Genomic DNA, 25,816 nt, shown 5'->3' on the forward strand with positions numbered 1-25,816 from the left:
GACACACAGGGCGGTTATCTTCGCGGACACCAGGCCCGCGAAGATCACCACCAGCGCATCACGGCACACAGTTGATCAATTACCCAACACTTTCTGAGCCGCCGGGGCCGGGCCGCCCGCCCGGTGCCCGCCCGGTGCCCGTCCGGGTGCTTCCGGGGGTCCCACCCGTGTCCGGGCGCCCGCGGCGGGCGTTGGACACCCGGAAGGGTGGCCGTGCGCGGTGGGTGGGCGGCCAGGGCGGGGCGGGTGCAGGAGAGGGACTTCGGTGGCGGCGATGCGTGCGGTGCGGGTGGTGCGTGCGGTGGCGGAGCGGGACACGGCGGTGGTCCGGAGTGCCGTGGTGCGCGGCGCGGCGGTGCTGGCGGTGGCCGGGCTGGGGCTGACCGGCTGCATGTCGGTCGGGCCGGGCGCGGACGAGCGGCACGGGGTGGTGCCGGTCGGCCAGGCGGGGACGCCGACCAGGACGGGGGCGGCGGCGACCTCGTCGGCCTCGCCGAGCGGCGCCGGACACCCCGGGGGCGCGACCGGGCGCTCGGAGCGTGCGGCGGGCGCACCGGCCCAGAGTGCGCCGACCGGGGGGATGAACGCGGCCCCCGGTGAGGCGGGCGGGGGTTCGAACGGGACGGCGGGCGCGGGCGGCGGCGGCAACGGCGGGGGCGGCGTGAACGGCGCGCCTGCGGGCGCGGAGCCGGTGCCGGCGGCGGCCTCCGGTGAGTCCGCGCCCGGCGCGACGGGTACCGCGGGGGGCGCGAACGCCAGTCCCGCGCCCCGTCCGGGCGCCGGTGGTGCCGCCACGGGCGGACCGGCCGGAGGCACGGCGGGCGGCCCCGGCGGCGGCTCCGGCGGCACGGGCCACCCACCGGGCGGTCCGGGGGCCACCACGGGCGGCGGCACCGGCGGCGGTACGGGCGGGACGACGACCTCCGCCCCGGCGGCCAGCCCGACCGGGCGCCCGTCCTCCCCGGAACCCGGCCACACCACCCCCGCCCCGACCGCCACCACGGCCCCCCAGCCGACCCCCGTCCCGAGCGCCACCGCGCCCCCCAGTTCGGGTGCGCCGGGCGGTCACTGAGCGCCGAACCGCAGCCTGGCCAGCGCATTTGCCTCTGATCCCCGGGCTCCTCTATGGTGGTAGATCGTTCGTTTGATCCATTTGACTGGCGCCCTACTCCCATCTGGCGCCCTTGGCGCGTTCCGGCGATCCGTGGCTGACCGCATAGAGGCGGTTGTGAAACAGAACCCCGGACTTTGGCGCGTGCCACTTCCGGAAGGTTTTGCATGTCTCTCGTTGACGACGCCCGCTTCGCCATGCCCGCGAGCGAGTCCGCCGCCGATGCCACCACCGTTCCCGCCGACGCCGACGCCGAGCTGATCGCCGCCGTCGACGCCGTCGAGGACACCACCGCCGAGACCACCACCGACGCCGACGCCGACGCCGACGCCGACGCCGACGCCGACGCCGACGCCGACGCCGACGCCGACGCCGTCGACGCCGATGTCGAGGACGCGGCCGACGAGGCCGCCGACGCCGAGCCGACCGTCACCTTCGGCGACCTGGGCCTGCCGGACGAGGTCGTCCGCGCCCTCGCCAAGCGCGGCGTCACCACCCCGTTCCCGATCCAGGCCGCGACCATCCCGGACGCCCTGGCCGGCAAGGACGTGCTGGGCCGCGGCCGCACCGGCTCCGGCAAGACCCTCAGCTTCGGCCTGCCGCTGCTGACCCGCCTCGCCGACGGCGAGCGCACCCGCGCGAAGCACCCGCGCGGCCTGATCCTGGTCCCGACCCGCGAGCTGGCCATGCAGGTCGCCGACGCCCTGGAGCCCTTCGGCTCGGTGCTCGGCCTGCGCCTCAAGGTCGTCTGCGGCGGCACCTCGATGTCCAACCAGATCTACGCGCTGGAGCGCGGCGTCGACGTCCTGGTGGCCACCCCGGGCCGACTGCGCGACCTGATCAACCGCGGCTCGGCCAAGCTCGACGACGTCCAGGTCGCCGTCCTCGACGAGGCCGACCAGATGGCCGACATGGGCTTCCTGCCCGAGGTCACCGAGATCCTCGACCAGGTGCCGGCCGGCGGCCAGCGCCTGCTGTTCTCCGCCACCCTGGAGAACGAGATCGACACCCTGGTCAAGCGCTACCTGAACGGCCCGGTCACCCACGAGGTCGACCCGTCGGCCGGCGCCGTCACCACCATGACCCACCACATCCTCGTGGTGAAGCCCAAGGACAAGGCGCCGATCACCAACGCGATCGCCGCCCGCAAGGGCCGCACGATCATCTTCGTCCGCACCCAGATGGGCGCCGACCGCGTCGCCGAGCAGCTGGTCGAGGCCGGTGTGAAGGCCGACGCGCTGCACGGCGGCATGACCCAGGGCGCCCGCACCCGGGTGCTCGGCGACTTCAAGGACGGCTACGTCAACGTCGTCGTCGCCACCGACGTCGCCGCGCGCGGCATCCACGTCGACGGCATCGACCTGGTGCTCAACGTCGACCCGGCCGGCGACCACAAGGACTACCTGCACCGCTCCGGCCGCACCGCCCGGGCCGGCCGCTCCGGCACCGTCGTCACCCTGGTGCTGCCGCACCAGCGCCGCGGCGTCTTCCGCCTGATGGAGGACGCGGGCGTGGAGGCCGGCCGCCACATCCTCGACCACGCCTTCGACGCCGAGGTGGCCCGGATCACCGGTGCCCGCTCGCTGGTCGAGGTCCAGGCGGAGAGCGCGGCCAACATCGCCGGCGCCGCCGAGCGCGAGGTCGCCGACATGACCCGCCAGCTGGAGCGCGCGCAGCGCCGCGCCGCCGAGCTGCGCGACGAGGCCGACCGCCTGTCCGCCCGGGCCGCGCGCGAGCGGGCCGAGCTGGGCATCGAGGACGAGGCCCCGGCCGCCGAGGCCGCGACCGAGGATGCCGCCGCGGACGAGACCGCCGCCGCCCCGGTGGCCGCCGCCGAGCCGGCCGCGGTGACCGAGGAGCGCACCCCGTCGTACCGCGAGGCGCGCACCGAGCGCCCGTCGTTCAACCGCGACCGTGACCGCGGTGGCTTCAACCGTGACCGTGACGACCGTGGCGGCCGCTCGTTCGGCCGTGACCGTGACGACCGTGGCGGCCGCTCGTTCGGCCGTGACCGTGACGACCGCGGCGGCCGTTCCTTCGGTGACCGTGACCGTGGCGGCTTCAACCGTGACCGTGACGACCGTGGCAGCCGTTCCTTCGGTGACCGTGACCGCGGTGGCTTCAACCGTGACCGTGACGACCGTGGCAGCCGCTCGTTCGGTGACCGTGACCGCGGCGGCTTCAACCGTGACCGTGACGACCGCGGCGGCCGTTCCTTCGGTGACCGTGACCGCGGCGGCTTCAACCGTGACCGTGACGACCGTGGCAGCCGCTCGTTCGGTGACCGTGACCGTGGCGGCTTCAACCGTGACCGTGACGACCGCGGCAGCCGTTCCTTCGGCGACCGTCCGGCCCGTTCCTTCGGTGACCGCGACCGCAGCTTCGGCCGCGACCGCGACGAGCGCGGCGGCAGCAACAACCGTCCGTTCGCCCGCCGCGACGACCACCGCTCCGGCGGCCGTCCGCAGTCCGGTGGCTTCAACCGTGACCGCGACGACCGCGGCGGCCGCTCCGGTGGCTTCAACCGCGACGACCGCAAGCCGCGTTGGAAGAACTGACGCCGCGTAGCACCTGACGCACCCGCGACGGGCCCGTTCCACTCCGGTGGGGCGGGCCCGTCGCCGTTGCCGCCGGGACCGTTGTTCTGCGGCTGAGAATAACCAGTGGCGTGCTGCCTCCGCCGTCGCCTACCGTCGGCGGCATGAGCAGCAGAATGCGTGATGTGGCGGCGGTGAACGAGGGCATCGCCGACCGGGGGGACTACCGCGCGACCGGGGGCGAACTCGTCGGGGTGGCCGAGCGGTTGGCGGCGGCGCGGGCCGGCACGGTGTCGTACGACCCGGCCGCGCTGGACGCGCTGGTCGCGGCGGGCGGCCCCGGTCGGGTGGCGGCGGGCGCCGTCGAGGTGACGGCCGAGGGCAGCATCGAGGCGGCCCACCGGCTGGTCGGAGCCGGTGCCGGGACGGTCGGCGTGCTCAACTTCGCCTCCGCCCGCAACCCCGGCGGCGGCTATCTGCGCGGTGCCCGGGCGCAGGAGGAGGACCTCTGCCGCAGCGCCCTGCTGTACACCTGCCTGCTGGAGGCGCCGGACTACTACGAGGCGCACCGCGCCTCCACCGACCTCCGGTACAGCCACCGGGTGATCGTCTCGCCCGGTGTGCCGGTGATCCGGGGCGGGGACGGTGGTCTGCTGGCGCACCCGTACGCCGTCACCTTCCTGACCTCGCCCGCCCCCAACGCCGGCCAGCTCGCCCTGCGCACCCCGGAGGGCGTGGACGTCCGGGGCGTGCTCGCCGAGCGGGCCGAGCGGGTGCTCGCGGCGGCCGCCCGGCACGGGGTGCGCGCGCTGGTGCTCGGGGCGTGGGGCTGCGGGGTGTTCCGCAACGACCCGGCCGAGGTGGCGGAGGCCTTCGAGCAGGCGCTGGACCGCCACGGCGCGGCCTTCGACCGGGTGGTCTTCGCGGTCTGGGACCGGACGCCGGTCTCGCCGAACCGGGCCGCCTTCGAGGCCCGGTTCGGGAGCTGATCCGCTCAGCCCTTGCGGGTGACCAGCGCCGAGGTGAGCGCGGAGGCGGCCGTCACCACGCCGGTGACGGCGAAGACGGAGGGCCAGGCGCCGATCTTCTTCGCCAGCGGGTGCGAGCCGCCGAAGGCCGCCACGTACAGGCCGGTCAGCGCGGCCGCGGCGGGCGCCCCCGAGCGCCGGTGCCACTGCGCGGCGGCACCCGCGCCGGCCACGGCCAGCACCGCGCCGCCGAGCTGCCGCTTCCCGGTCCAGCGGGCGACACCGTAGCCGCCGACCAGACCGCTCGCCGCGGTCAGCGCGGCCGGTGCGGTGCTCGCGAGCGCGTTCGGGATCCTCGCCATCGTCGACTCCACTCCTCGGCGGATCCGGCCCGGATCCGCGGCGGCTTCCCGGGGTTCCCCCGGCCTCCGACCATAACCCGCGGCCCCGGCCCGCCCGTCCGGGACCCCGGAACCCCCGGCCGCCCGGCGTGCTCCGGAGGAGCGGACCTACCGCACCGCCTGCTCGAAGGGCAGCGCGGGCGCGGCGGCGGCCAGCCGGGCGGCGGCCTCATGCGGCGCCAGGACCCGCTCCAGCCGCAGGTCGCCGGGCACCTGCTCGACGAACCGCCCGGCCGCCCAGCTCTGTTCGAACGGCTGCGGGTCCAGGACGAGGGTCCGTACGCCGTCCACCACCGGGATGGACTCCGGCATGCCCTCGTTCCAGATCCAACCGCCGTCCGGCGCGACCAGGTTGAACGCGCCCGTCGCGATGAACCGGCGCCCGTCCAGCCACCGGGTGCGGCTGAGCGCGACCACCTCCGGGTCGGGGCGGCTGCCGGGCAGGTGGCCGCCGCCGATCAGTGCCTCGGCGAGCAGGGTGTGCAGTTGGAAGTTGTCGGTCAGGCCGTCCATCCGGAGCAGGTAGCCGGTGCCGCTCGGGCGGTGCAGGACGAGCAGCGGCTCGTCGTCGAGGGTCGCGGCCAGGTACCGCAGGCCCTTGAGGTCGTGCTGATCGGACCGCTCGCGGTAGCGGTCGATCAGCTCGCCGAGGACCTCCGTCACGCCGTCGGCGCGGGCGGCGCGGCGCACGGCGGCGTGTGCGCAGAGCGCGAACGCGGCCCGCTGCCACAGGCCGAGCGTCCACCAGCCGGCCACCGCGCGGTGGGCGTGCCGCGGGTCCGTCCGTCCGGGCCCGGTGAGCCGGGCGTGGGCGCGGCCGGGGTCGTCCCGGTCGGGGTCCGGCAGGGCATCGTCGCCGTCGCCGTCGTCCCCGTCGTCGCCGCAGTCCTCGCCGCCCTCGGCCCACCGGTCGAGCAGCAGCAGCGCGCCGGTCAGCGCCTCGCGCAGCCCGGCGAGCACGGGGCCGGCGCAGGCCACCGGATCGGCGCCGCGCTCCACGCAGGCACCGACCATCATCGCCAGATGGGCGCGCGGGAACAGCGGGGTGGCCGGCAGCAGCGCCGCCAGCCGGGGCCCGGCCGCCGCCGACTCCGCCTCCCCGGCGGGCCCGAGCGCCCCGCCCAGCCGGCGCAGCGCCGCATCGAAGCGCTCCCCGCCGTCCGGGGGACCGTCCGGACCGTCCGCGGCGAGGCCGCCGACGGCGGCCTCCAGGGCGCCCACCGCCGCGGCGAGGGCGGACTGCTGACTGTTCGACGGCCCGCGGCCGTCCTGTGTGGAACGAGGGTCGAACACCATTCCCCGCAGCCTAGGGCCTCCTCCGTCTGTCACTGCCGGATGCGAGACTCGACGGGTGACCGACCACAAGATCACCGACGGCCTCTACCGGATCCGGAACGTCGCCACCGGCCTGTTGCTGGAGGTCCCCGGCGGCAGTCGCCGCAGCGGCGTGAAGGTGCAACTCGGCGCCGAGGACGGCTCGGACGCCCAGCTCTGGCGGCTGACCGCCGTCCACCCGGGCGGCGCGCTGTTCCACGTCGAGAACGTCGCCGGCGGCAAGCGCCTGGACGTCACCGGCGCCGCGACCGACGACGGCGTGCCGGTCCAGCAGTGGTCCGCCAACGCCTTCGGCGCCCAGGAGTGGCTGGTCGAGCACCACGTCGACGCCCCCGGCACCTACACCCTCAGCAGCTTCATCAGCGGCAAACCCCTCACCGCGCCGCCCGAGGACCCGACGGCCCCCGTCCACCAGTGGGAGGACACCGACTCCCCGACCCAGTGGTGGCGCCTGGAACGCCGGTAGTCCGCGGGCCGTTCAGTCCAGCCGGTACCCGTCGTGCTTGAACACCGAACGGTCGTGCCAGCGCAGGAAGTCGTGCGCGCGCGGTGCGGCCGGCCGGCCGTGCGGGAGCGGCACCCGGCGGTCGCGCAGCGCCCGGACGGCCTCGCCGGCGGGGGAGTCGGTGCGGAAGTGCGGGGAGATCCGCACGGTGCGGTCCTCGGTGACCCCGAGCACGCCGAAGTCGAACAGCGCGTGGTGCAGCGAGCAGAGCGCGAAGGCGTTGGCGAGGACGTCGGGGCCGCCCTGGCTGTGCCAGCGGATGTGCGCGGCCTCGACGCCGACCGTGTGGCGGCCGAGCCGGCCGTCGTAGCCGCAGAACGCGCAGGCGTGGTCGAACGCCCGCAGCACGTCGGCGGCGAACCCCGAGGCCCGCACCCGCCGCCGCACCAGCCGGAACGCCGGTTCCCCCGCCGTCCCGTCCGGGGCTCCGTCCTCCGGGGCGGCGATGTCGGCGACGTCCGGCTCCGGCAGGCCGACGTCCGCCTGCTCGCAGATCGCCGCCTCCAGGGAGGGCGTGAAGTGCCGGTCGAGCAGCAGCCGGACGGCCAACGGCCCGGCCGACGGGTCCTCGGTGAGCAGCCGCTCGACCTCGGGCCGCAGCCGCCCCACCGCGCCCACCCCGCGCAGCGCCGCCCCGCTGTCCCGGACGTCGTCCTTGCCGAGCTCGCGCCCGGCGGCGTCGGTCAGTGACCAGAGGCTCCGTTCCAGGTGGACGAACGGCATGGCGGCCCGCTGCGCGGCGGTCGCGCGGCCGACGGCCGGCCCGAAGTCGTTGATCAGCCGGCTGACCGGCTCCTCGGCCTCCGCGTACGTGACCACGCTGGTCCCGGAGTGGGCGTGCCGACCGAGCAGCCAGAGCAGCAGCAGCGGCTTGTGCGGGGCCCGCACCCCGCCGGTGTTCGCCTGCCGCAGCCGGTCCAGCGCGCCGAGCAGCTCCCCCCGTTTCATCCCCTGCGCCCTCGTCCCCGCCTAGACCGACAGGTTGGACCGGAGGGCGTCCAGGTCGGCGTCGGTGGCGCCGTGGGCGTGGAGGTAGGCGGGGAGGGAGCCGTGGTGGTCGTGGATCCAGGCGAAGGAGGAGGCCAGCAGCTCCGCCGCGACCGGGCGGGAGATCCGTTCGGCGCCGGCCTCGTCGACGTACGGGGTGGGGCCGTCCAACAGGCCGAGGCCGGTGTTGGAGAGCAGGTAGTCGGCGGTGATGTCGGCCTCGGAGGCGCCGAGCAGGGACTGGACGACGGCGATGGTGAGGCCGGTGCGGTCCTTGCCGACGGCGCAGTGGACGACGGCCGACAGGGTGCCGGAGGCGCCGAGGCGGCGGATCGCGGCGACCAGCGACGGGCCTGCGGTGGCGGCCATGAACGGGTACAGCTCGACCTGGTCCTCCGGCCAGGGCCGGTCGCAGTCCTCCCGGTTCGCGGGCAGGGTGGGCAGGCGGAGGGTCTCGTGGTCGAGGTCGTGCCGGAGGTCCGGGAAGGCGTCCTCCTCGTGCCGGCTGCGCAGGTCGATCACGGTGCGCAGGCCGAGGGCCTTGAGCCGCAGGGCGCCCTCGGGGGTGAGGGTGTGGAAGGAGCCGGAGCGGAACAGCACTCCCCGGCGCAGCGTGCCGACGCCCCCGGCGTCACGGAAGTTGCGCACCCCGGGGATGTCGATGAAGGCGGACTGCACGTCGTCGGTCATGGCCACCACGGTATGGGCGCGGACCGTTCCAGGGGAAGGAGAGGATCCGCCGGGTCTCACCGCCCGCCGGCGATGTCCAGGAACGCGCCCGTGCTGTACGAGGAGGCGGGCGACAGCAGGAAGAGGATCGCCTCGGCGACCTCCTCGGGCCGCCCGCCGCGGCGCATCGGCAGGTTCGGCGCGATCCGGTCGACCCGGCCGGGCTCGCCGCCCAGGGCGTGGATGCCGGTGTGGATCAGGCCGGGCCGCACGGCGTTGACCCGGATGCCCTCGGCGGCGACCTCCAGGGCCAGCCCGCGCGTCATCGAGTCGACGGCCCCCTTCGCCGCCGCGTAGTCCACGTACTCGTTGGGCGCGCCGATCCGGGAGGCCGCCGAGGAGACGTTGACGATGGCTCCGCCGCGCCCGCCGTGCCGGGTGGACATCCGGCGCACGGCCTGCGCGGCGCACAGGAACGGGCCGGTGATGTTGGCGGCCCAGATCCGGTTCAGCCGCTCCTCGTCGATGTCCTCCAGCCGGGTCTGCCGCTCCAGGGTGCCGGCGTTGTTCACCAGGCCGGTGAGCGGGCCGAGTTCGGCGTCGACGGTGTCGAACAGCCGGGCCACCTCGGCGCTGCGGGAGACGTCCGCGCGGACGGCGATCGCGGTGCCGCCGTCGGCCCGGATCGCGTCCACCACCGAGGCGGCGGCGGCCTCGTCCGCCCGGTAGTTGACGCACACCCGGTACCCGCGCCGCCCGGCCAGCAGGGCGGTGGCGGCGCCGATGCCGCGGCCGGCACCGGTGATCAGAACGACGTCGGGCTGCTCGGAACCGTTCGCGGTCGACATGTCCCGCACCCTACCCGCCCGGCCGAAATCCGTTCGCCCGGCGCGGCTCCGCCCGGCAGACTCCTCGGCACCGGCCGACGAGAGGAGCCCGCCCGTGTCCACCGCGCCCGGCACCGTCCTGCTCTCCGGTACCGTCCTGCTCTCCGGCATCGTCGGCTCCACCGCGTACGGGCTGGCGCACGCAGGCTCCGACGTCGACCGGCTCGGGCTGTTCGCCGCCCCGACCGAGGGCTTCCACGGCCTGCGCCGCCCCGCCGAGTCGCACGTCACCACCGCCCCGGACCGCACCCTGCACGAGGCCGCCAAGTGGTGCCGGCTGGCGCTCGGCTGCAACCCCACCGCCTCCGAGCTGGTCTGGCTGCCCGACGACCTCTACGAGGTCCGCACCCCGCTCGGCGATGAGCTGCTCGCGATACGCGCCTCCTTCCTCAGCGCCCGGGGCGTCCGCACCTCCTACCTCGGCTACGCCACCCAGCAGCTCCGCAAACTGCGGACCCGCGACACCGCTGACCCGGCCGCCCGCGCCCGGGCCGCCAAGCACGCCCGCCACCTGGTCCGCCTCCTCGACCAGGCGGTCCACCTGCACGAGACCGGCCGCAACCGGGTGCGGCTGCCCGACCCGGAGCGCGTCCGCGACCTCGGCGAGCGCATCGCCGGCGACCCCGCGCACGCCGAGCACCTCCTCGCCGCCGCCACCGACCGCCTGGACCGCCCCGGCGTCCTCCCCGACCGCCCCGACGAGCGCCCCGCCGAGGCCTGGCTCCACCGCGTCCGCACCGCCCACTGGACGTCCCACCCCCCGGCCGCGCACGCGTGAGCCCGACCCCACCGGGTAGGATCGCGGCGGCCCGCCACCGCCAACCCGGCCGGGCCCAGGGCCGCTAGCTCAATCGGCAGAGCTGCGGACTTTTAATCCGTAGGTTCAGGGTTCGAACCCCTGGCGGCCCACCACCCCGAGAGCCAGGTCAGACCCCAACTGACTTGGCTCTTTTTTACTTTTGGAGCCTCCACGAGACCTGGTGCGACCTCGCAGCGGGACGCCGAAATGCCCGATATGTTCCCCGTGCGGGGACTGGGCGGGGATACCACCGCCGGTCCGCCCTTCCGAGCCTCCATCCATCCGCCTGCACCGATGTCTGCCGGCGCCCACCCTGTGCTCCCGTGGTTCACCCGCCGTGGTCATGGGTCGGCCGCCGGCTCGGATCGAGTGCAGCTGGACAGGCCCGGGACGGGCGGCGGTTGGGTGCCGGCCTTCGGCCGGCCCGGCTTGCGGCCGTACTGGGTCGTCCATGCGGCGTACTCGGCGCGGGCCTTGGCGGTCGACGCGAGCTCGTAGGCGATGTGCTCGAAGCCGAACCTGCGGTCCGGTCGCGGCTTGCCGTCCGGGCCTGGCGCAAGCGGTAGGTAGTAGGTAGTAGCCCCGAGGTGGAACCGGATGGCAGCACCTTGGTCACTGGTGGGCCCTTCGTCATCGGTATGCATTGGCTGCCAATAGATAGCACGCCAATACCTGGGTTGTGTAGGCTGCCGACTCATGAGACAGGATGCGGTGCGCGGCCACCTGGACGGACTGCTGCTGGCCGTACTCGAAACCGGACCCCTGCACGGCTACGCGATCATCACCGCGGTCCAGCAGCGCAGTGGAGGCGCGCTGGAGCTGCGCACGGGCACGATCTACCCGGCGCTCAACCGGCTGGAGCGGATCGGGCTGCTGGCCAGCAGCTGGCAGTCGGCCGGCGAGCGCCGCAGGCGGTGCTACGAGCTCACCGAGGCCGGACGCCGGACCCTGGCCAGCGAGCGCACGGCATGGCAGGAGTTCACCACCGCCATCGGCTCGGTCCTGAATCCCGTCACGCCGTCCGGTGCCAGCGCATGAGTGCCGTCACCCCGCAGACCGACCCCATCGAGGACTACGTCGCGACCCTGTCGGCCGCGTTGCACGGCCCGGCGCGCACCAAGGCGCGCATGGTGGCCGAGGTCCGCGAGGACCTGACGGACGCCGTCTCGGAACGCACCCGGGCGGGGCTGACGTACCGGCGCGCCGCCGACCAGGCGGTGCGGGAGTTCGGGACCGCCGACGAACTCGTGGTGAGCTGGCAGCGCGAGCTGACCATCGCCCAGGCCCGGCACACGGCCCGGGCCGTGGCGCTCACCGTCCCCTTCGTGATCGCCTGCTGGTACCTGGTCCGCCAGGCCGGCCACGACCCGACCTGGGAACTGCCGCGCACCGCCCAGTTCCTGGCCGCCCACCTGGCCGGCGTCTCCGCCGTGGCCGCACTCCTGGCCGCCGTGGCCCTCGCGGCCACCGGCACTCTCGCCCGCCGGCTGCCCACGCCGGAGCGGCTGCCGCTCACCGTCGCCTGGGGCGGCACCCTCGCCAGCGTCTCCATGGCCGTCGCCACCCTCGCCCTCGCCATCGCGGCCGCGCTGGGCACCAACTGGCTGCTGCTGGCCTTCGCCGGAATCCTCGCGGCCACCTCGCACGCCCTGGTGGCGGGCTCGGCCCGGTCCTGCCGGCACTGCGCCCGGCTGGTCCTCGGGACACTGGGCGCCGGGGAGCGCTGACCGCGCGAGAGGTTCCGCCGTCGCGACGGCGGAACCTCTCCGTTTCGCCATCCGTACGCCTTCTCGCGGAGCCAGGACGCCGTTCAGCCGGCGCAGCGTCAGGACGATCCCCTCGTCGGCGCCGTGGCGCATCCCGTGGCCGGCGTTGTGCACGGTGACCGGAACCCCGTACTCGCCGACCAGCCGCTGCACGATCCGCACGTCCGCGACCCGGCGCGCACCGACCACGAGGTCCGGCCGGTGGCGCAACCCGAGCTGGAAGCCGGCCGCTTCCTCGGTGAAGCCGATGCTGTCGGGCAGCAGCACCGGGCCCGCGACGGAATCGGCCAGGGCTCCGGCAGGACCGGATGCTGCATTGGAGGGGGTCATGTCTGTCCTCGTCCTGGGCGGATTTGGCGGATGGGGCGGATCGGGCGGGTGCTGCGGGCGCTCGGTGCTCAGGCGCCGGTCGTGGAGCCGGGGCGGACGATCATCAGCACGACGACCACGGCCCAGAGCAGGTTGAAGATCCCGGTGACCATGGCCAGGCGCGCCGCGGCGGACCGGGTCGCCTCCGGCGCCGCGGCGTCCGCGGCCGCGCCGGCGGGCCCGGCGAGCAGCCGCTCCTGACCGGGCAGGATCGCCATCAGCAGGAGGGCCGCGGCGATCGCCGTGAGGACGATCGAGGCGATGAGCCAGGCGTCGCCCAGCACACCCATCCGGGCGGCGGTGGCGAGGCCGAAGACCGGTACGGCGACGCCGACGACGGTGTATCCCCGGCAGATCCGGTGCAGCAGCGCCGCGGTGCCGGGGGTGCGCTCCTCCCCGGCCGGGTTGTCGCCCTCGGTCTGCGGCTTGACGAAGCGGGGGAACATCGATGCCGCCACCGTGATCGGGCCGATCGCCAGGATCGCCGCCAGCACGTGCACCGAGAGCAGAAGTTTGGTCACCAGGACCCCCTATGGATTGACTGCCAATACGTTGGCTACCAATCAATTGGTAGCACAGGTCGACCTACTTGAGTAGCCTGCCTACCTGTTCCCGGCCTACTGGTGGCGCCGCGGACGGCCTCCGCCCGGGGGCCGGGGCGGGCCCGGCCGATCACGGCCCCGCCCGCCGCCCGGGCGCCGGGCGGGACGCATCCGCAGTGAGCGCACGGCCCGGACGGGCGGCGCTGTTCAGCAGCTCGGTTCAAGTTCGCCCGAGGGTGAGGGCGGTGGCACTGTGCGTAGCGGGAGGGCTGGTTGCGGCCGGCCCCGGGTTCGTCCGGGGGCGGTTCCGCGTTCAGGCCGAGCCGTTGCCGTCGAGGGTGGGGGCGGTGTCTGCGGTGACGAGGGCGGACAAGGCCGGTCTCCTGCTTCCGCCGTACCCGGGGCGGGCGCTGGTGTTCCCCGGTTCACCGGTGGCTGCCGCGGGGGCGTCCGGCGCTGGCGCAGGATCTCCGGAGGACCGCCGCCCGCATCGAGATCTTCGAGACCCGGGACCCGAATCGGAGCGCGGACAGGCAGGGCCGCAGCGGACGTTCGTGAACCGGTCCGGTGATTGTTCGCCAGGGCCCTTCCGGCGCCGGGCATCACGCAAGGAACCGGAGCCATGACCGGTGTACCTGCCATCCCGCCGTACCCGCTGCCTGGCGAGGACGACCTGCCGCCCGCCGTCGTGTCCTGGACCGCCGAGCCCGATCGCGCCGTCCTCCTCGTCCACGACATGCAGCACTGCTTCCTCGACCCCGTACCCGACCCCACCTGCGCCGAACTGGCGCGCAATTCCGCCCGGCTGCGGGGCCGCTGTGCCGCGTTGGGCGTCCCGGTCGCCTACGCTGTCCAGCCGGGCGGCATGACCGGCGAACGGCGCGGCCTGCTCAGAGACTTCTGGGGCCCGGCATGCGCCCTGCCCCGGAGGACCGGCAGGTGATGGACGCGCCGGCACCCGCCGAACAGGACTGGCTGCTTCGCCAAGTGGTGCTACAGCGCCTTCTTCCGGACCGACCTGGTCCGGCGGATGCGCGACGCCGGTCGCGACCAGCTCGTGTTCTGTGGCGTCTAGGCCCATGCGGGCGTGCCGGCCACCGCCGTCGAGGCCTTCAGCAACGACATCCAGGTCTTCCTCGTCGCCGATGCCACCGCCGACTTCTCCCCGGAGTGCCACCGCTCGCCGCTCACCTGCGCCGCCGAGCGCTGCGCCCGCGTCACCACAGTCGGGGGGCTGTTCTCGTGACGGCCGCCCCGGTCGGCGGGCCCGTATTCGTCCGCACGGGACGGCCCGGTCTGGCATGATGTCCACGGTGTCGGGGTGCTAGCTCAATGGGTAGAGCAGCGGACTTTTAATCCGTGGGTTCAGGGTTCGAGCCCCTGGCGCCCCACCGACACGCGAAGGCCCGGGCCGGACCACCACCGACCCGGGCCTCCGCCGTTCCCGGGACGCCGCCGGGCGCGGAACGATTCGGCAGGATCATCGGTTTGTATGATCCGAGAGCTGGCCTCCTGGGGGACGAGGGGCCTGCCGTGGGGCCGTGGGGGATGTCATCTCGGGGGCGTTCGTAGGGTATTGCGACCGTCGTATGTGCAACCTCGGGGCTTTCTCGGCCGTCTCTTTGTGTGCAGCGCGTCCGGATGCAGGGGGGCGCGGTGTCCGGTGGTGAAAGGTCATATGCATGTCAGGTCAATGGGGCGAAGGTCCGGCTCGCGGTGACGACGCGCCCGGTGCGCTCACGGCCGACGGGGCGAAGGCCACCGCTGTGCCCCCGCCCCGTCCGGGCGGCCGCGCCGAGGCCCGCCGCGCCGCCCAGGGCAGGGCGGGCGCCGGCCAGGCAGCGCCTCCGGCGGCTCCCGGCGGCCGGGCCGCGGCCCGGGCGGCGGCGCGCAAGCCCAAGTGGGGCGCCAAGAAGATCGTCGCCTGGTCCGCCGCCGGCGTGCTCGTCCTGATGGCGGGCACCGGCGGGCTGATCTACTACAAGCTGAACGGCAACATCAAGACCATCGACCCGGATGCCTTCAGCAAGGACCGCCCGCCGGAGGCGCAGGCCGACGCCAACGGCAACAAGCCGGTGAACATCCTGCTGATCGGCTCGGACAGCCGCGGCGGCGCCAACTCCGACCTCGGCGGCGGCGATTCCGAGGGCGCCCGCTCGGACACCACGATCCTCCTGCACGTCTACGCCGACCACAAGCACGCCGTCGGCATCTCGATGCCGCGCAACGCCATCGTGACGATCCCGCCGTGCAAGAAGCCGGACGGGAAGTGGACCAAGGAGCAGAAGGGCGAGGACGTCCTGTTCAACGGGGCCTTCTCCACCGGCGGTTACCCGGAGGGCAACCCCGCCTGCACGCAGAACACCCTGGAGAAGATCACCGGCATCCGGATCGACCACACCATGGTGGTCGACTTCCAGGGGTTCGCGGCGATGACCAAGGCCGTGCAAGGCGTCGACGTCTGCCTGCCCAAGGAGATCCACGAGGGCGACATCAACCCGAATCTCGGGAGGAAGGGCGGCGTCGTCCTTCCCGCCGGGCGCCAGAAGGTGGAGGGCCAGAAGGCGCTCGACTACGTCCGGCTGCGGCACGGCCTCGGCGACGGCTCGGACATCGGCCGGATGATGCGCCAGCAGGCCTTCGTCGGCTCGATGATCAGCGCGGTGAAGCAGCGCGGTCTCAACCCCACGAACCTGCTGCCGCTGGCCGACGCGGCCACCAAGTCGCTGCGCGTCGACGAGGGGCTCGGGACGGTCGACAAGCTGATGTCCTTCGCCCTCTCGCTGAAGGACATCGACCTGCAGGACATCAAGTTCGTCACCCCGCCCTGGCGCTTCCACAAGAACGATCTGGAACTGGTCACGGCGGACGCCGACAAGCTCTGGGCGGCCGTCAGGGCCGACCGCACCATCGACGGCCAGAACGCCACCGGTGAGCAGCCCGCCGAGGCGCCCTCGCCGACCGCCCCGGCCGCCACCGCCCCGGCCACCACCGCCCCGGTCACCACCGTCGCCGAGTCCGTCCCCGCCTCCCCGCTCGCGAGCGACACCGTCAACAAGAGCATCAAGGTGTCCGTCTTCAACGGCACCTCCGCCGCCGGCATGGCCGACACGGCGGCCGAGCAGCTCAAGGCGGCCAGGTTCACCGCCACCGCGGTGGGGCCGGCGAAGAACCTGAAGTACGCGACCACGATGGTCCAGTACGCCGCCGGGCAGAAGGCGAACGCCGAGAAGGTCGCCGCCCTGTTCCCCGGCGCGAGTGTCGGGCCCGGCGGGACGGCGGGCGTCACCGTGATCGTCGGCAAGGACTTCGCGGCGGCCAACGGGGGAGCGGTCGCACCGAGTGCCTCCGGCGGCACCTCGGCGACCCCGTCCGTGCCTCCCTCGCTGCCCCCCAGCGTCACCGAGAAGGCCCGCTCGGCCGACGACGACATCTGCGAGAAGACCACCTACCCCTGATCCGCCACCGGCCGCACGGGCCCGGGGCGCGCCGTCCCCGGGCCCGTGCCATGGTGGGCCTGTCGGACACGCCCGGGGGGGAGCAGCAGGCCCGAAAGGCGGAAACCATGGCCGAGATCGCCCTGGAGCTCGACATCGCCGCCCCGCGTGCCGTCGTGCTGGCCGCGCTGACCACCCACGACGGGCTGACCTCCTGGTGGACCACCGACGTGGAGCGGGAGGACGACGTGCTGCTGTTCGGCTTCCCCGGGGTCCCCGAGCCGTACCGGCTGCGCCGCGAACGCACCGCTCCGGACCGGGTGGTGTGGGCGAACGCCGGGGCCTTCCCGCCGCACTGGGCCGGCACCTGGATCAGCTGGGACCTCGCCGACCGGCCCGACGAGCGGGGCGAGCCCGGCCACCGCACCCGGCTGCTGCTGCGGCACGGCGGCTGGCAGCCCGGCAGCGAGGAGGGCGTGCCGATGGTGGCCGGCACCTGGGCGCAGCTGGTCGTGCGGCTGAAGGACTACGCGCAGAGCGGCAAGCCGCAGCCGCTCTTCACCAAGGGCGGCCACCACCACGCGCCGTGACCGCCCGCACCCCCGCCCGTACCCCCGCAGGCGACCGCCGGGCGGACGGCGACCCGCCGGGACGCCGTCCGGTGGCGGGATCGCGGAGGCGCGGCGAAGGTGGGCGGTGTACGGCCGTCGGCCGCGCGGCCGAGCGGCCCGCGCCCTTGGCGGCCCGCCCGGCGGACGACCATCGCTTGGAGGCCCAGGAATGCCCGTAGTCACCGCACCGTACAAGCCCGGGACCCCCTGCTGGGTGGACCTGACGACGAGCGACCAGCAGGCCGCGCTCGACTTCTACCGCGACCTGTTCGGCTGGCAGGGCGAGGTCGGCCCGCCCGAGTACGGCGGCTACTCCGTGTGCTCGTTGAACGGGAAGCCGGTCGCCGGGATCATGGCGCGCTCCACCCAGGAGGGGCAGCCGCCGTCCCCGGTCACCTGGACCACCTACCTCGCCGCGGACGACGCCGACGCCGCCGCGCAGGCCGTCGCCGGGGCGGGCGGAACGATCGTCTATCCGGTGATGGAGGTCGGCGGCACCGGCCGGATGCTGGTCGCCGCGGACCCGACCGGCGCGGTGTTCGGCGTCTGGCAGAAGCTGGACTTCATCGGCGCGGGCATCGTCAACGAGCCCGGCGCACTGGTCTGGAACGAGCTCAACACGACCGACACCGGCGCGGCCGGCCGGTTCTACCAGCAGGCGTTCGGCCTGCGCCCGGGGACCATCCAGGGCATGGAGGGCTTCTACTCGCTCAACGTCGGCGACCACACGGTGGGCGGCATGCAGCCGGTCGCCGAGTACCTGGCGCCGGGCACCCCCTCGCACTGGATGACCTACTTCTCGGTGGACGACACCGACTCCACGGTGGACGCCCTGGTCAAGGCGGGCGGCTCGGTGATCCAGCCGCCGTTCGACATGCAGGCCGGGCGGATGGCGGTGGTGCGGGACCCGCAGGGCGCGGCCTTCGCGGTCACCTCCACCCCGGACTCGCCCTGAGCCCCGGCCGCCGCCGGCGGACCGCCCGTTCCCGCGACGCGCCGCCGGGAATGGGCGGTACGCCGCGCGCGGACGGGTAAGACTGCACCCATGCTGGGGCTACCGGACGACATCCGCGCTTTCCTCTTCGACCTCGACGGGGTGCTCACCCAGACCGCCACGGTGCACGCCGCGGCCTGGAAGGACACCTTCGACGCCTTCCTGCGCGCCGAAGCAGCCCGCACCGCCGGGCCGTTCACCCCGTTCGACGCCGTCGCCGACTACGACGCCTACGTGGACGGGCGGCCGAGACTCGACGGCACCCGCTCCTTCCTGCGCAGCCGGGGCGTCGAGCTGCCCGAGGGCACCGACGCCGATCCGCCGGGCGCCCGCACCGTGCACGGCGTCAGCCGGGCCAAGAACGACACCGTGCTGCGGATGATCCGCGAGCAGGGCGTCGCCCCGTACGACGGCTCGGTGGCCTACGTGCGGCGGCTGCGCGCGCTCGGGCTGCCCACCGCCGTCGTCTCGTCCAGCGCCAACTGTCGGGACGTGCTGCGCGCGGCGGGCATCGAGGGCTTCTTCGACGTGATCGTGGACGGTGTGGTCGCCAAGCGCGAGGGGCTGCCGGGCAAACCCGCGCCGGACACCTACCTGGCCGCCGCCCGGGCGCTGGGCGTCGAGCCCGCGCACGCCGCCGTGTTCGAGGACGCGCTGGCCGGGGTCGCCTCCGGCCGGGCGGGCGGCTTCGGCGCGGTGGTCGGCGTGGACCGCACCGGCCAGGCCGCCGAACTGCGCCGCGACGGCGCCACCGTGGTCGTCCGCGACCTCGCCGAGCTGATCCCCGACCACCCCGAGGAGGCGCCGGCATGACCGGTCAGGAGCGTCAGGAGCGCAAGGAGGGCCAGGAGCGCAAGGAGCGGAAGGACCGCCAGGAGCAGCCCTTCGCCGTCGACCCGTGGCAGGTCGCCGAACACGGCCTCGACCTCACCGCGCTGGCCCGCGCCGAGTCCGTCTTCGCGCTCTCCAACGGCCACATCGGCCTGCGCGCCAACCTCGACGAGGGCGAGCCGCACGGCCTGCCGGGCACCTACCTCAACGGCGTCTTCGAGCTGCGCCCGCTGCCGTACGGCGAGGGCGGCTACGGCTATCCGGAGTCCAGCCAGAGCGTCATCAATGTGACCAACGGCAAGATCATCCGGCTGCTGGTGGACGACGAGCCCTTCGACCTGCGCTACGGCGAACTGCTCAGCCACCGCCGCTGGCTGGACTTCCGCGAGGGCGTGCTGCGGCGCTCCGCCGAGTGGACCTCCCCGGCCGGACGGACCATCAAGGTCGACTCCACCCGGCTGGTCTCGCTCACCCAACGGGCCGTCGCCGCCGTCGAGTACACCGTCGAGGCGGTGGACGGCCCGGTGCGGATCGTGCTGCAGAGCGAGCTGGTCGCCAACGAGCAGCTGCCCGGCGGCCCCGAGGGCGACCCGCGGGCCGCCGCCGTGCTGGAGGCCCCGCTGCTCGCCGAGGCGCACCACGCGGGCGGGACGAAGGGCGTGCTGGTCCACCGCACCCGGTACAGCGGCATCCGGGTCGCGGCCGGCATGGACCACGTGATCGAGGGGCCGGAGCGGCTGGACACCGTCGCCGAGTCGGAGGCCGACCACAGCCGGATCACCGTCACCACCGTGCTGCACCCCGGCCGGAAGCTGAGGCTGGTGAAGTTCATCGCCTACGGCTGGTCGGCGACCCGCTCGCTGCCGGCCGTCCGGGACCAGGTGGAGGCCGCGCTGACCGCCGCCCGGTACACCGGCTGGGACGGCCTGGTCGCCGAACAGGCCGATTTCCTCAAGGAGTTCTGGGAGACCAGCGACGTCGAGATCGAGGGTGACGTCGAACTCCAGCAGGCCGTCCGGTTCGCCGTCTTCCACGTGCTCCAGGCCGGCGCCCGCAGCGAGGAACGCGCCATCCCGGCCAAGGGGCTGACCGGCCCCGGCTACGACGGCCACAGCTTCTGGGACACCGAGGCCTTCGTGCTGCCGGTGCTCACCTACTGCCTGCCCGCCGCCGTCAACCAGGCGCTGCGCTGGCGGCACACCACGCTTCCGCTGGCCCGCGACCGGGCAGCCCAACTCGGCCTGGCCGGCGCGGTGTTCCCGTGGCGGACGATCCGCGGCGAGGAGTGCTCCGGCTACTGGCCGGCCGGCACCGCCGCCTTCCACATCGGCGCCGACATCGCGGCCGCCGCCGCCCGCTACGTCCGGGCCACCGGGGACTCCGAGTTCGAGCGCGACTACGGGCTGGAACTGCTCGTCGAGACCGCCCGGATGTGGCGCTCGCTGGGGCACCACGACGCCGTCGGCCGGTTCCGCATCGAGGGCGTCACCGGCCCCGACGAGTACAGCGCCATCGCCGACAACAACGTCTACACCAACCTCATGGCGCAGACGAACCTGCGCGCCGCCGCCGAGGCCGCCGCCCGCCACCCGCGCGAGGCCGCCCGGCTCGGCGTCGACACCGAGGAGACCGCCGCCTGGCGGGACGCCGCCGCCGCGATGTTCATCCCGTACGACGAGAACCTCGGCGTCCACCCGCAGGCCGACGGCTTCACCGACCACCAGGTCTGGGACTTCGAGAAGACCCCGCCGGAGAACTTCCCGCTGCTGCTGCACTACCCGTACTTCGACCTGTACCGCAAGCAGGTGGTCAAGCAGGCCGACCTGGTGCTCGCCATGCAGGTCCGCGGCGACGCCTTCACCGACGAGCAGAAGGTCCGCAACTTCGCCTACTACGAGCGGCTGACCGTCCGCGACTCCTCGCTCTCCGCGTGCACCCAGGCGGTGATGGCCGCCGAGGTCGGGCAGCTCGACCTCGCGTACGACTACACCGCCGAGGCCGCCCTGATGGACCTGCACGACCTCGGCGGCAACACCCGCGACGGCCTGCACATGGCCTCGCTCGCCGGGGCCTGCATCGCCCTGGTGGCCGGCTTCGGCGGGCTGCGCGACCACGGCGAGGTGCTCTGGTTCCGGCCCCGGCTGCCCACCGGGATCATGCGGCTCGGCTTCTCGATGATGGTCCGCGGGCAGCTGCTGGCGGTGCGGATCGACCACGACGAGACCACGTACACGCTGCGCCGCGGCGAGGTGATCCACCTGCGGCACGACGGCGAGACGGTCCAGGTGAAGGCGGGCCGCCCGGTCACGGTGCCCACCACCACCCCGCCCGCCCAGGAGCGCTGCAGCCAGCCCCCCGGCCGCGAGCCGGCCCGCCGCCAGGCCCAGGCCGGACTCCCCACCGGCCGCATCACCTCCGGCCCCGACCACCTCGCCGCCGAGTAGCGAGGGCGGCGGGCCCCTCACCCGTCCGGCCCACCCCGGGTGCGGGGGGCCCGCCGCCGTGGTCCGCTCCCGCCCACGCGTGCCGCCCTCTCCTGGCCCTCTGCTCCGGCCCCGCCGGCCCCGCCGGCCCCGCCGGCCCCGCCGGCCTCACCCGGCCGGAGGCCGCCCCCGACCCCTCACCCGTCCGGCCCACCCCGGGTGCGGGGGGCCCGCCGCCGTCGCACGGTGCTGGTGTCGCGTGTCCGTCGCGCGTCCCCGGCGTCAGGAGATCTCCCGTGGTGAGTGTGGCCGAGCAGATGGTGGCGGTGCTCCGGGAGGCCGGGGTGGAACGGGTGTACGGCGTGGTCGGCGACAGCCTCAACCCCGTCGTGGACGCGATCCGCCGGACGGAGGGCATCACCTGGGTGCACGTGCGCAACGAGGAGGCGGGTGCCTTCGCCGCCGCCGCCGAGGCCGAGCTGACCGGCCGCCTCGCGGTCTGCGCCGGCTCCTGCGGCCCCGGCAACACCCACCTCATCCAGGGCCTCTACGACGCCCAGCGCAGCGGCGTCCCCGTCCTCGCCCTCGCCTCGCACATCCCGTCCGGCCAGATCGGCACCGGCTTCTTCCAGGAGACGCACCCCGAGCGGGTGTTCACCGACTGCAGCAGCTGGTGCGAGATGCTCTCCACCCCCGGCCAGCTGCCCCGCCTGCTGCGGGTCGCGATCCAGCACGCCCTGGGCGCGCACGGCGTCTCCGTGCTGGCCTTCCCCGGCGACGTCGCCGCGCTCTCCGCCGCCAACCCCACCGGGGTCGGCCACTTCCTCACCGAGCAGGCCGTCGCCGCCCCGCCCTGGTCCCAGGTGCAGGAGCTCGCCCGGGCGCTCGACGCCGCGCGCCGGGTCGCCCTGTTCTGCGGTGCCGGCGTGCGCGCGGCGCACGCCGAGGTGATGGAGCTCGCGGCCACCCTGCACGCGCCGGTCGGCCACTCCCTGCGCGGCAAGGAGTGGATCCAGTACGACAATCCGTACGACGTCGGGATGAGCGGCCTGCTCGGCTACGGCGCCTGCCACGAGGCGCTGCACTCCGCCGACGTCGTCGTCCTGCTCGGTACCGACTTCCCGTACGACTCCTTCCTGCCCCAGGCCCGCACCGTCCAGGTCGACCACGACGCCACCCGGCTCGGCCGCCGCACCGCCCTCGACCTCGCGGTGCACGGCGACGTCTCCGCCACCCTGCGCGCGGTGCTGCCGCTGCTGGAGCAGAAGACCGACCGCTCCTTCCTCGACGACATGCTGCGCCGCCACTGCCGCGCCCTGGAGGACGTGGTCGGCGCGTACACCCGGGACATCGACAAGCACCTGCCGATCCACCCCGAGTACGTGGCCTCGGTGCTGGACGAGGTGGCCGCCGACGACGCGGTGTTCACCGTCGACACCGGCATGAACAACGTCTGGGCCGCCCGCTACCTGCAGCCCAACGGCCGCCGCCGGGTGATCGGCTCCTTCCTGCACGGCTCGATGGCCAACGCCCTGCCGCACGCGATCGGCGCCCAGCTCGCCTTCCCCGGGCGGCAGGTGGTGGCGATGGCGGGCGACGGCGGCCTGTCGATGCTGCTCGGCGAACTGCTGACGGTGGCCAGGCACCGGCTGCCGGTGAAGACGGTGGTCTTCAACAACGGCGCGCTCGGCATGATCAAGCTGGAGATGCTGGTCTCCGGCTACCCGGAGTCGGAGATCGACAACGGCGACGTCGACTACGCCGGGATCGCCCGGGCGATGGGCATCCCCGCCAAGCGGGTCACCGAGCCGGCCCGGGTGCGGGAGGTGCTGGCGGAGGCGCTGGAGCGGCCGGGTCCGGCGCTGGTGGACGTGGTCACCGACCCGAACGCGCTGTCCATCCCGCCGCACATCACCGCCGCCCAGCTGAAGGGCTTCGCGCTGGCCGCGGGGCGGACGGTGCTCTCCGGCGGCGTCGGCCGGATGATCGACCTGGCCCGGTCCAACCTCAGGAACATTCCCCGGCCGTAGCCGCCCGATAGCGGCCTTGCCTGTGGGGCAAAAAAATTGCCCACGCGGCACGTGGGGTGTCCACTGGACACATGACCACCAGCCCAGCCGGTCCGCCCGAGGCGTCCGCCGCCCCTGTCGCTCCCGCCGCCGCCCCCGTCGGCGACCACGAGACGCAGGAGGTGGCCGGCCTCGCCGCCAGGCTGCGCGACCACCGGCTCAGCAGCCGCCTCACCCTGGAGGTCGCCGCCGCCCGGGTCGGTCTCTCCCCAGCCTACTTGTCCCGACTGGAGACCGGACGCCGCCAGCCCTCGCTGCCCGTCCTGCTCGGCCTCGCCCGGGCCTACGGCACCTCCGTCTCCGGCCTGCTCGGCGAGACCTTCACCGAGCCGGACCCGGTGGTGCGCGGCGGCGCGATCGAACCCGGCCGCGCCGGCGGCTGGGGCTACCGCCGGGCCGGAGCCCCCGGCCGGGCGATGCAGGCGCTGCGCGTGCACGTCCCCCCGGGCGTGCAGGACGCCGTGGTCCGCGTCCACCCCGGCGAGGAGTGGCTGTACGTCCTCCAGGGCCGGCTGAAGCTGACCCTCGGCGAACGCGTCCACCTGCTGGAGGAGGGCGACTCCGCCCACTTCGACTCGCTCACCCCGCACTGCATCGCCGCCGACTCCTCGTCCGGGGTCGAACTGCTCTTCATGCACACGCTGCTGCAGAGCCCCGGCGGCGAACTCTGCCTCGGCGGCGGCCCCGCCGCCCCGCACCACTGACCCGACGTCAGGAAACCCGGAGGAGAACCCGATGGCCGAGCCCGCCACCACCCCCGCCCCGACCGTGCTGCCCGCTCCGGACACCAGGGCCGCGAACTCCCCGAAGACCATCGACGCGGGCAAGTGGGCCAACCGCCGCGTCTACCACCGTCTGGTGATCTACACCGCCGGCATCCACGCCTTCGCCGGCTTCATCATCCTCCTGTTCGAACTGGGCAGCCGGAACAAGTAGCCGCCCCGCCGAACCCCGGCCGCCGAGGCACCGCCCCCGGCGGCCTCCGGCCCGTTCCGGCCGCCTTCAGGCCGTGCGCAGCAGTTCGCACAGGGCGTCGACGGCGGCGGGGAAGGCGTGGTCGGGCGGGGTGGCGTAGCCGACGACCAGGGACGGCGCGGCGCCCGGGGCCGCGGGGTGCCCGGTGAGGTACCAGCCGAGGCCGGTGAGGACCAGGCCGGCGGCGCGGGCGCGGCCCACCAGTTCCGCCTCCGGGGCGGAGCCGGGCGGCAGTTCGAGGACGGCGTGCAGCCCGGCGGCGATTCCGGTCACCTTCACGTGCGGGGCCCGTTCGGCGAGGGCCGCGACCAACTGGTCCCGGCGGCGCCGGTAGTGCAGCCGGCAGCGCCGGACGTGCCGGTCGTACCGGCCCGAGGTGATCAGTTCGGCGAAGGTGAGCTGGTCGAGCACCGGGCTCATGGTGTCCGCCAGCGCCTTGCGCCGGGCGACCGGTTCCACCAGTTCGTCGGGCAGCGCCAGCCAGGCCAGCCGCAGGCCGGGCGCCAGGCTCTTGGCGGCGGTGCCGCCGTAGACCACGCGGTCCGGGTCGAGCGCCTGCATCGCACCGAGCGGCTGCCGGTCGTAGCGGAACTCGCCGTCGTAGTCGTCCTCGACCACGTACCCGTCGTGCTCGCGGGCCCAGCGGACGGCCGCCGCCCGGCGCTCGGCGGCCAGCGCCGCGCCGGTCGGGAACTGGTGCGCGGGGGTGAGCAGCACCGCCCCCAGCCGCTCCGCCGTCCGCGCGCCCGACAGCTCCGCCAGCAGGTCCGTCCGCGCCCCGGAGCAGTCCAGCGGCAGCGGCGCGAGGCCGAGCCCGGCCGCCCGCAGGACCTCCCGCTGGGGCGGCAGCCCGTACCCCTCGACGGCCACCCGCCCCGCCCCGCGCTCGCGCAGCGCGGCGGCCAGCAGGCCGAGGCCCTGGCCGAAGCCGGCGCAGACCAGCAGCCGCTCCGGATCGGTGCGCACGCCCCGCACCCGGGCCAGGTAGTCGGAGAGCGCCCGCCGCAGCTCGATCCGCCCCAGCGGGGAGCCGTAGTCGAAGGCCTCGTGCGGCGCCACGGCCAGCGCCCGGCGGGCACTGGCCAGCCAGGCGCTGCGGGGGAACAGCGAGAGGTCGGGCCGCCCGGCGAGCAGGTCGTGCCGCCCGGTGGGGCGGCGGCCCGCCCGCACCTCGACGGGGCGGCCGGCGGGCCGGGACGCGGCGCGTTCGGCGACCGTCGTCCCGGAGCCCTGCCGCGAGCTGAGCCAGCCCTCGGCGGTCAGCTGACCGTACGCCTCGACGACGGTGTTGCGGGCGATCCCGAGGTCCTCGCCGAGTGCCCGGGAGGACGGCAGCCGGGTGCCGGGCGCGAGCCGCCCGTCCTGGACGGCCTCGCGCAGCGCGTCCTCCAGCGCCGCGCGCAGCCCGGCCCCCGCGGCGCGCCGTTCGCCGAGGTCGAGGTGGAGATCGCCGCCGAAAGCGGTCCAGCGGCCGGAGCCCTGGCCGGAGCCCTGGCCGGAGCCCTGGTCGGAGTCAGGGCCGGAGTCGCCGGCGGTGCCTCGGGCGGCGTCCGGGCCGGGGCCGGGGGTGGTTCGGGGGCGGCTCATGGCGGGATTATCG

The 25,816-nt window shown here is 74.7% G+C and carries 22 protein-coding genes, 2 tRNA genes and 1 pseudogene; 18 read left to right on the forward strand and 7 right to left on the reverse strand.

Annotation, left to right across the window (positions count from 1 at the left end):
- Positions 1–265 precede the first annotated feature (265 nt).
- The 3 genes from ACFU74_RS16060 (at position 266) to ACFU74_RS16070 (ending at position 4,637) form a co-directional block, all read left to right on the forward strand.
- Positions 266–1,072 (forward strand): hypothetical protein, encoded by an 807-nt coding sequence (locus tag ACFU74_RS16060; RefSeq protein WP_380756883.1) that lies wholly within the window; start codon positions 266–268, stop codon positions 1,070–1,072.
- A gap of 206 nt (positions 1,073–1,278) precedes the next feature.
- On the forward strand, positions 1,279–3,669 hold the full coding sequence (locus ACFU74_RS16065; RefSeq protein WP_380756885.1) for a DEAD/DEAH box helicase: 2,391 nt from the start codon (positions 1,279–1,281) through the stop codon (positions 3,667–3,669).
- Between the two features lie 143 nt (positions 3,670–3,812).
- Positions 3,813–4,637: a TIGR02452 family protein gene (locus ACFU74_RS16070; protein WP_380756887.1), complete on the forward strand. Its 825-nt coding sequence runs from the start codon at positions 3,813–3,815 to the stop codon at positions 4,635–4,637.
- A 5-nt stretch (positions 4,638–4,642) separates the two neighbouring features.
- Here ACFU74_RS16070 and ACFU74_RS16075 read toward each other — a convergent pair whose 3' ends face one another.
- Positions 4,643–4,978, reverse strand: a complete 336-nt coding sequence (locus tag ACFU74_RS16075) for a hypothetical protein (RefSeq protein ID WP_350547672.1) — start codon at positions 4,976–4,978, stop codon at positions 4,643–4,645.
- 147 nt (positions 4,979–5,125) lie between these two features.
- On the reverse strand, positions 5,126–6,313 hold the full coding sequence (locus tag ACFU74_RS16080) for a hypothetical protein (RefSeq protein WP_380756889.1): 1,188 nt from the start codon (positions 6,311–6,313) through the stop codon (positions 5,126–5,128).
- A gap of 55 nt (positions 6,314–6,368) precedes the next feature.
- On the opposite strand from ACFU74_RS16080, the gene ACFU74_RS16085 reads away from it, so the two are divergent.
- Positions 6,369–6,818: an RICIN domain-containing protein gene (locus tag ACFU74_RS16085; protein WP_380756891.1), complete on the forward strand. Its 450-nt coding sequence runs from the start codon at positions 6,369–6,371 to the stop codon at positions 6,816–6,818.
- Between the two features lie 12 nt (positions 6,819–6,830).
- Here ACFU74_RS16085 and ACFU74_RS16090 read toward each other — a convergent pair whose 3' ends face one another.
- Genes ACFU74_RS16090 through ACFU74_RS16100 form a run of 3 tightly spaced genes read right to left on the reverse strand, consistent with a single transcriptional unit; the run spans position 6,831 to position 9,361 of the window.
- A complete protein-coding gene (locus tag ACFU74_RS16090) occupies positions 6,831–7,805 on the reverse strand; it encodes a phosphorothioated DNA-binding restriction endonuclease (protein WP_380756893.1) in 975 nt (324 codons plus the stop codon).
- Between the two features lie 21 nt (positions 7,806–7,826).
- Positions 7,827–8,534: a tyrosine-protein phosphatase gene (locus tag ACFU74_RS16095; protein ID WP_380756895.1), complete on the reverse strand. Its 708-nt coding sequence runs from the start codon at positions 8,532–8,534 to the stop codon at positions 7,827–7,829.
- 56 nt (positions 8,535–8,590) lie between these two features.
- Positions 8,591–9,361 (reverse strand): SDR family oxidoreductase, encoded by a 771-nt coding sequence (locus tag ACFU74_RS16100; RefSeq protein WP_380756897.1) that lies wholly within the window; start codon positions 9,359–9,361, stop codon positions 8,591–8,593.
- A gap of 94 nt (positions 9,362–9,455) precedes the next feature.
- Here ACFU74_RS16100 and ACFU74_RS16105 point away from each other — a divergent pair, with 94 nt between their 5' ends.
- The 4 genes from ACFU74_RS16105 (at position 9,456) to ACFU74_RS16120 (ending at position 11,926) form a co-directional block, all read left to right on the forward strand.
- The gene (locus ACFU74_RS16105) at positions 9,456–10,178 is read left to right on the forward strand and encodes a DNA polymerase beta superfamily protein (RefSeq protein WP_380756899.1); all 723 of its coding nucleotides are present in this window, start codon (positions 9,456–9,458) and stop codon (positions 10,176–10,178) included.
- 58 nt (positions 10,179–10,236) lie between these two features.
- Positions 10,237–10,312: transfer RNA gene (locus ACFU74_RS16110), tRNA-Lys, on the forward strand.
- Positions 10,313–10,895: 583 nt separating this feature from the next.
- The gene (locus ACFU74_RS16115) at positions 10,896–11,237 is read left to right on the forward strand and encodes a PadR family transcriptional regulator (RefSeq protein WP_380756901.1); all 342 of its coding nucleotides are present in this window, start codon (positions 10,896–10,898) and stop codon (positions 11,235–11,237) included.
- A complete protein-coding gene (locus ACFU74_RS16120; RefSeq protein ID WP_380756903.1) occupies positions 11,234–11,926 on the forward strand; it encodes a permease prefix domain 1-containing protein in 693 nt (230 codons plus the stop codon). The genes ACFU74_RS16115 and ACFU74_RS16120 overlap by 4 nt, the downstream gene beginning before the upstream one ends.
- Positions 11,927–12,363: 437 nt before the next feature.
- Here the strand turns inward: ACFU74_RS16120 and ACFU74_RS16125 are convergent, their stop codons facing one another.
- The gene (locus tag ACFU74_RS16125) at positions 12,364–12,855 is read right to left on the reverse strand and encodes a hypothetical protein (protein ID WP_380756905.1); all 492 of its coding nucleotides are present in this window, start codon (positions 12,853–12,855) and stop codon (positions 12,364–12,366) included.
- A gap of 643 nt (positions 12,856–13,498) precedes the next feature.
- On the opposite strand from ACFU74_RS16125, the pseudogene ACFU74_RS16130 reads away from it, so the two are divergent.
- From ACFU74_RS16130 to ACFU74_RS16175, 10 genes and pseudogenes are all read left to right on the forward strand, one after another.
- A pseudogene (locus ACFU74_RS16130) lies at positions 13,499–14,122 on the forward strand (isochorismatase family protein).
- 72 nt (positions 14,123–14,194) lie between these two features.
- Positions 14,195–14,267: transfer RNA gene (locus ACFU74_RS16135), tRNA-Lys, on the forward strand.
- 375 nt (positions 14,268–14,642) lie between these two features.
- Positions 14,643–16,334: an LCP family protein gene (locus ACFU74_RS16140; protein WP_380756908.1), complete on the forward strand. Its 1,692-nt coding sequence runs from the start codon at positions 14,643–14,645 to the stop codon at positions 16,332–16,334.
- Between the two features lie 107 nt (positions 16,335–16,441).
- Positions 16,442–16,903 carry an SRPBCC domain-containing protein gene (locus ACFU74_RS16145; RefSeq protein ID WP_380756911.1) on the forward strand — a complete coding sequence of 154 codons (462 nt, stop codon included), beginning with the start codon at positions 16,442–16,444 and terminating at the stop codon, positions 16,901–16,903.
- A 190-nt stretch (positions 16,904–17,093) separates the two neighbouring features.
- Entirely contained in the window at positions 17,094–17,879 is a 786-nt protein-coding gene (locus ACFU74_RS16150) for a VOC family protein (protein ID WP_380756913.1), read from the forward strand.
- Between the two features lie 90 nt (positions 17,880–17,969).
- Positions 17,970–18,731: an HAD family hydrolase gene (locus ACFU74_RS16155; RefSeq protein ID WP_380756916.1), complete on the forward strand. Its 762-nt coding sequence runs from the start codon at positions 17,970–17,972 to the stop codon at positions 18,729–18,731.
- Positions 18,728–21,193 (forward strand): glycoside hydrolase family 65 protein, encoded by a 2,466-nt coding sequence (locus ACFU74_RS16160; RefSeq protein ID WP_380756918.1) that lies wholly within the window; start codon positions 18,728–18,730, stop codon positions 21,191–21,193. The genes ACFU74_RS16155 and ACFU74_RS16160 overlap by 4 nt, the downstream gene beginning before the upstream one ends.
- Before the next feature lie 296 nt (positions 21,194–21,489).
- Positions 21,490–23,202 (forward strand): pyruvate dehydrogenase, encoded by a 1,713-nt coding sequence (locus tag ACFU74_RS16165; RefSeq protein WP_380756960.1) that lies wholly within the window; start codon positions 21,490–21,492, stop codon positions 23,200–23,202.
- Between the two features lie 71 nt (positions 23,203–23,273).
- Positions 23,274–23,945 (forward strand): helix-turn-helix domain-containing protein, encoded by a 672-nt coding sequence (locus ACFU74_RS16170; RefSeq protein WP_380756921.1) that lies wholly within the window; start codon positions 23,274–23,276, stop codon positions 23,943–23,945.
- 31 nt (positions 23,946–23,976) lie between these two features.
- The gene (locus tag ACFU74_RS16175) at positions 23,977–24,177 is read left to right on the forward strand and encodes a DUF6126 family protein (protein WP_380756923.1); all 201 of its coding nucleotides are present in this window, start codon (positions 23,977–23,979) and stop codon (positions 24,175–24,177) included.
- A gap of 66 nt (positions 24,178–24,243) precedes the next feature.
- Here ACFU74_RS16175 and ACFU74_RS16180 read toward each other — a convergent pair whose 3' ends face one another.
- Positions 24,244–25,803 (reverse strand): PLP-dependent aminotransferase family protein, encoded by a 1,560-nt coding sequence (locus tag ACFU74_RS16180; RefSeq protein WP_380756925.1) that lies wholly within the window; start codon positions 25,801–25,803, stop codon positions 24,244–24,246.
- Positions 25,804–25,816: the final 13 nt, after the last annotated feature.

Origin of the sequence: Kitasatospora sp. NPDC057500, from assembly GCF_042802195.1 — a bacterium.
Lineage (GTDB): Bacteria > Actinomycetota > Actinomycetes > Streptomycetales > Streptomycetaceae > Kitasatospora.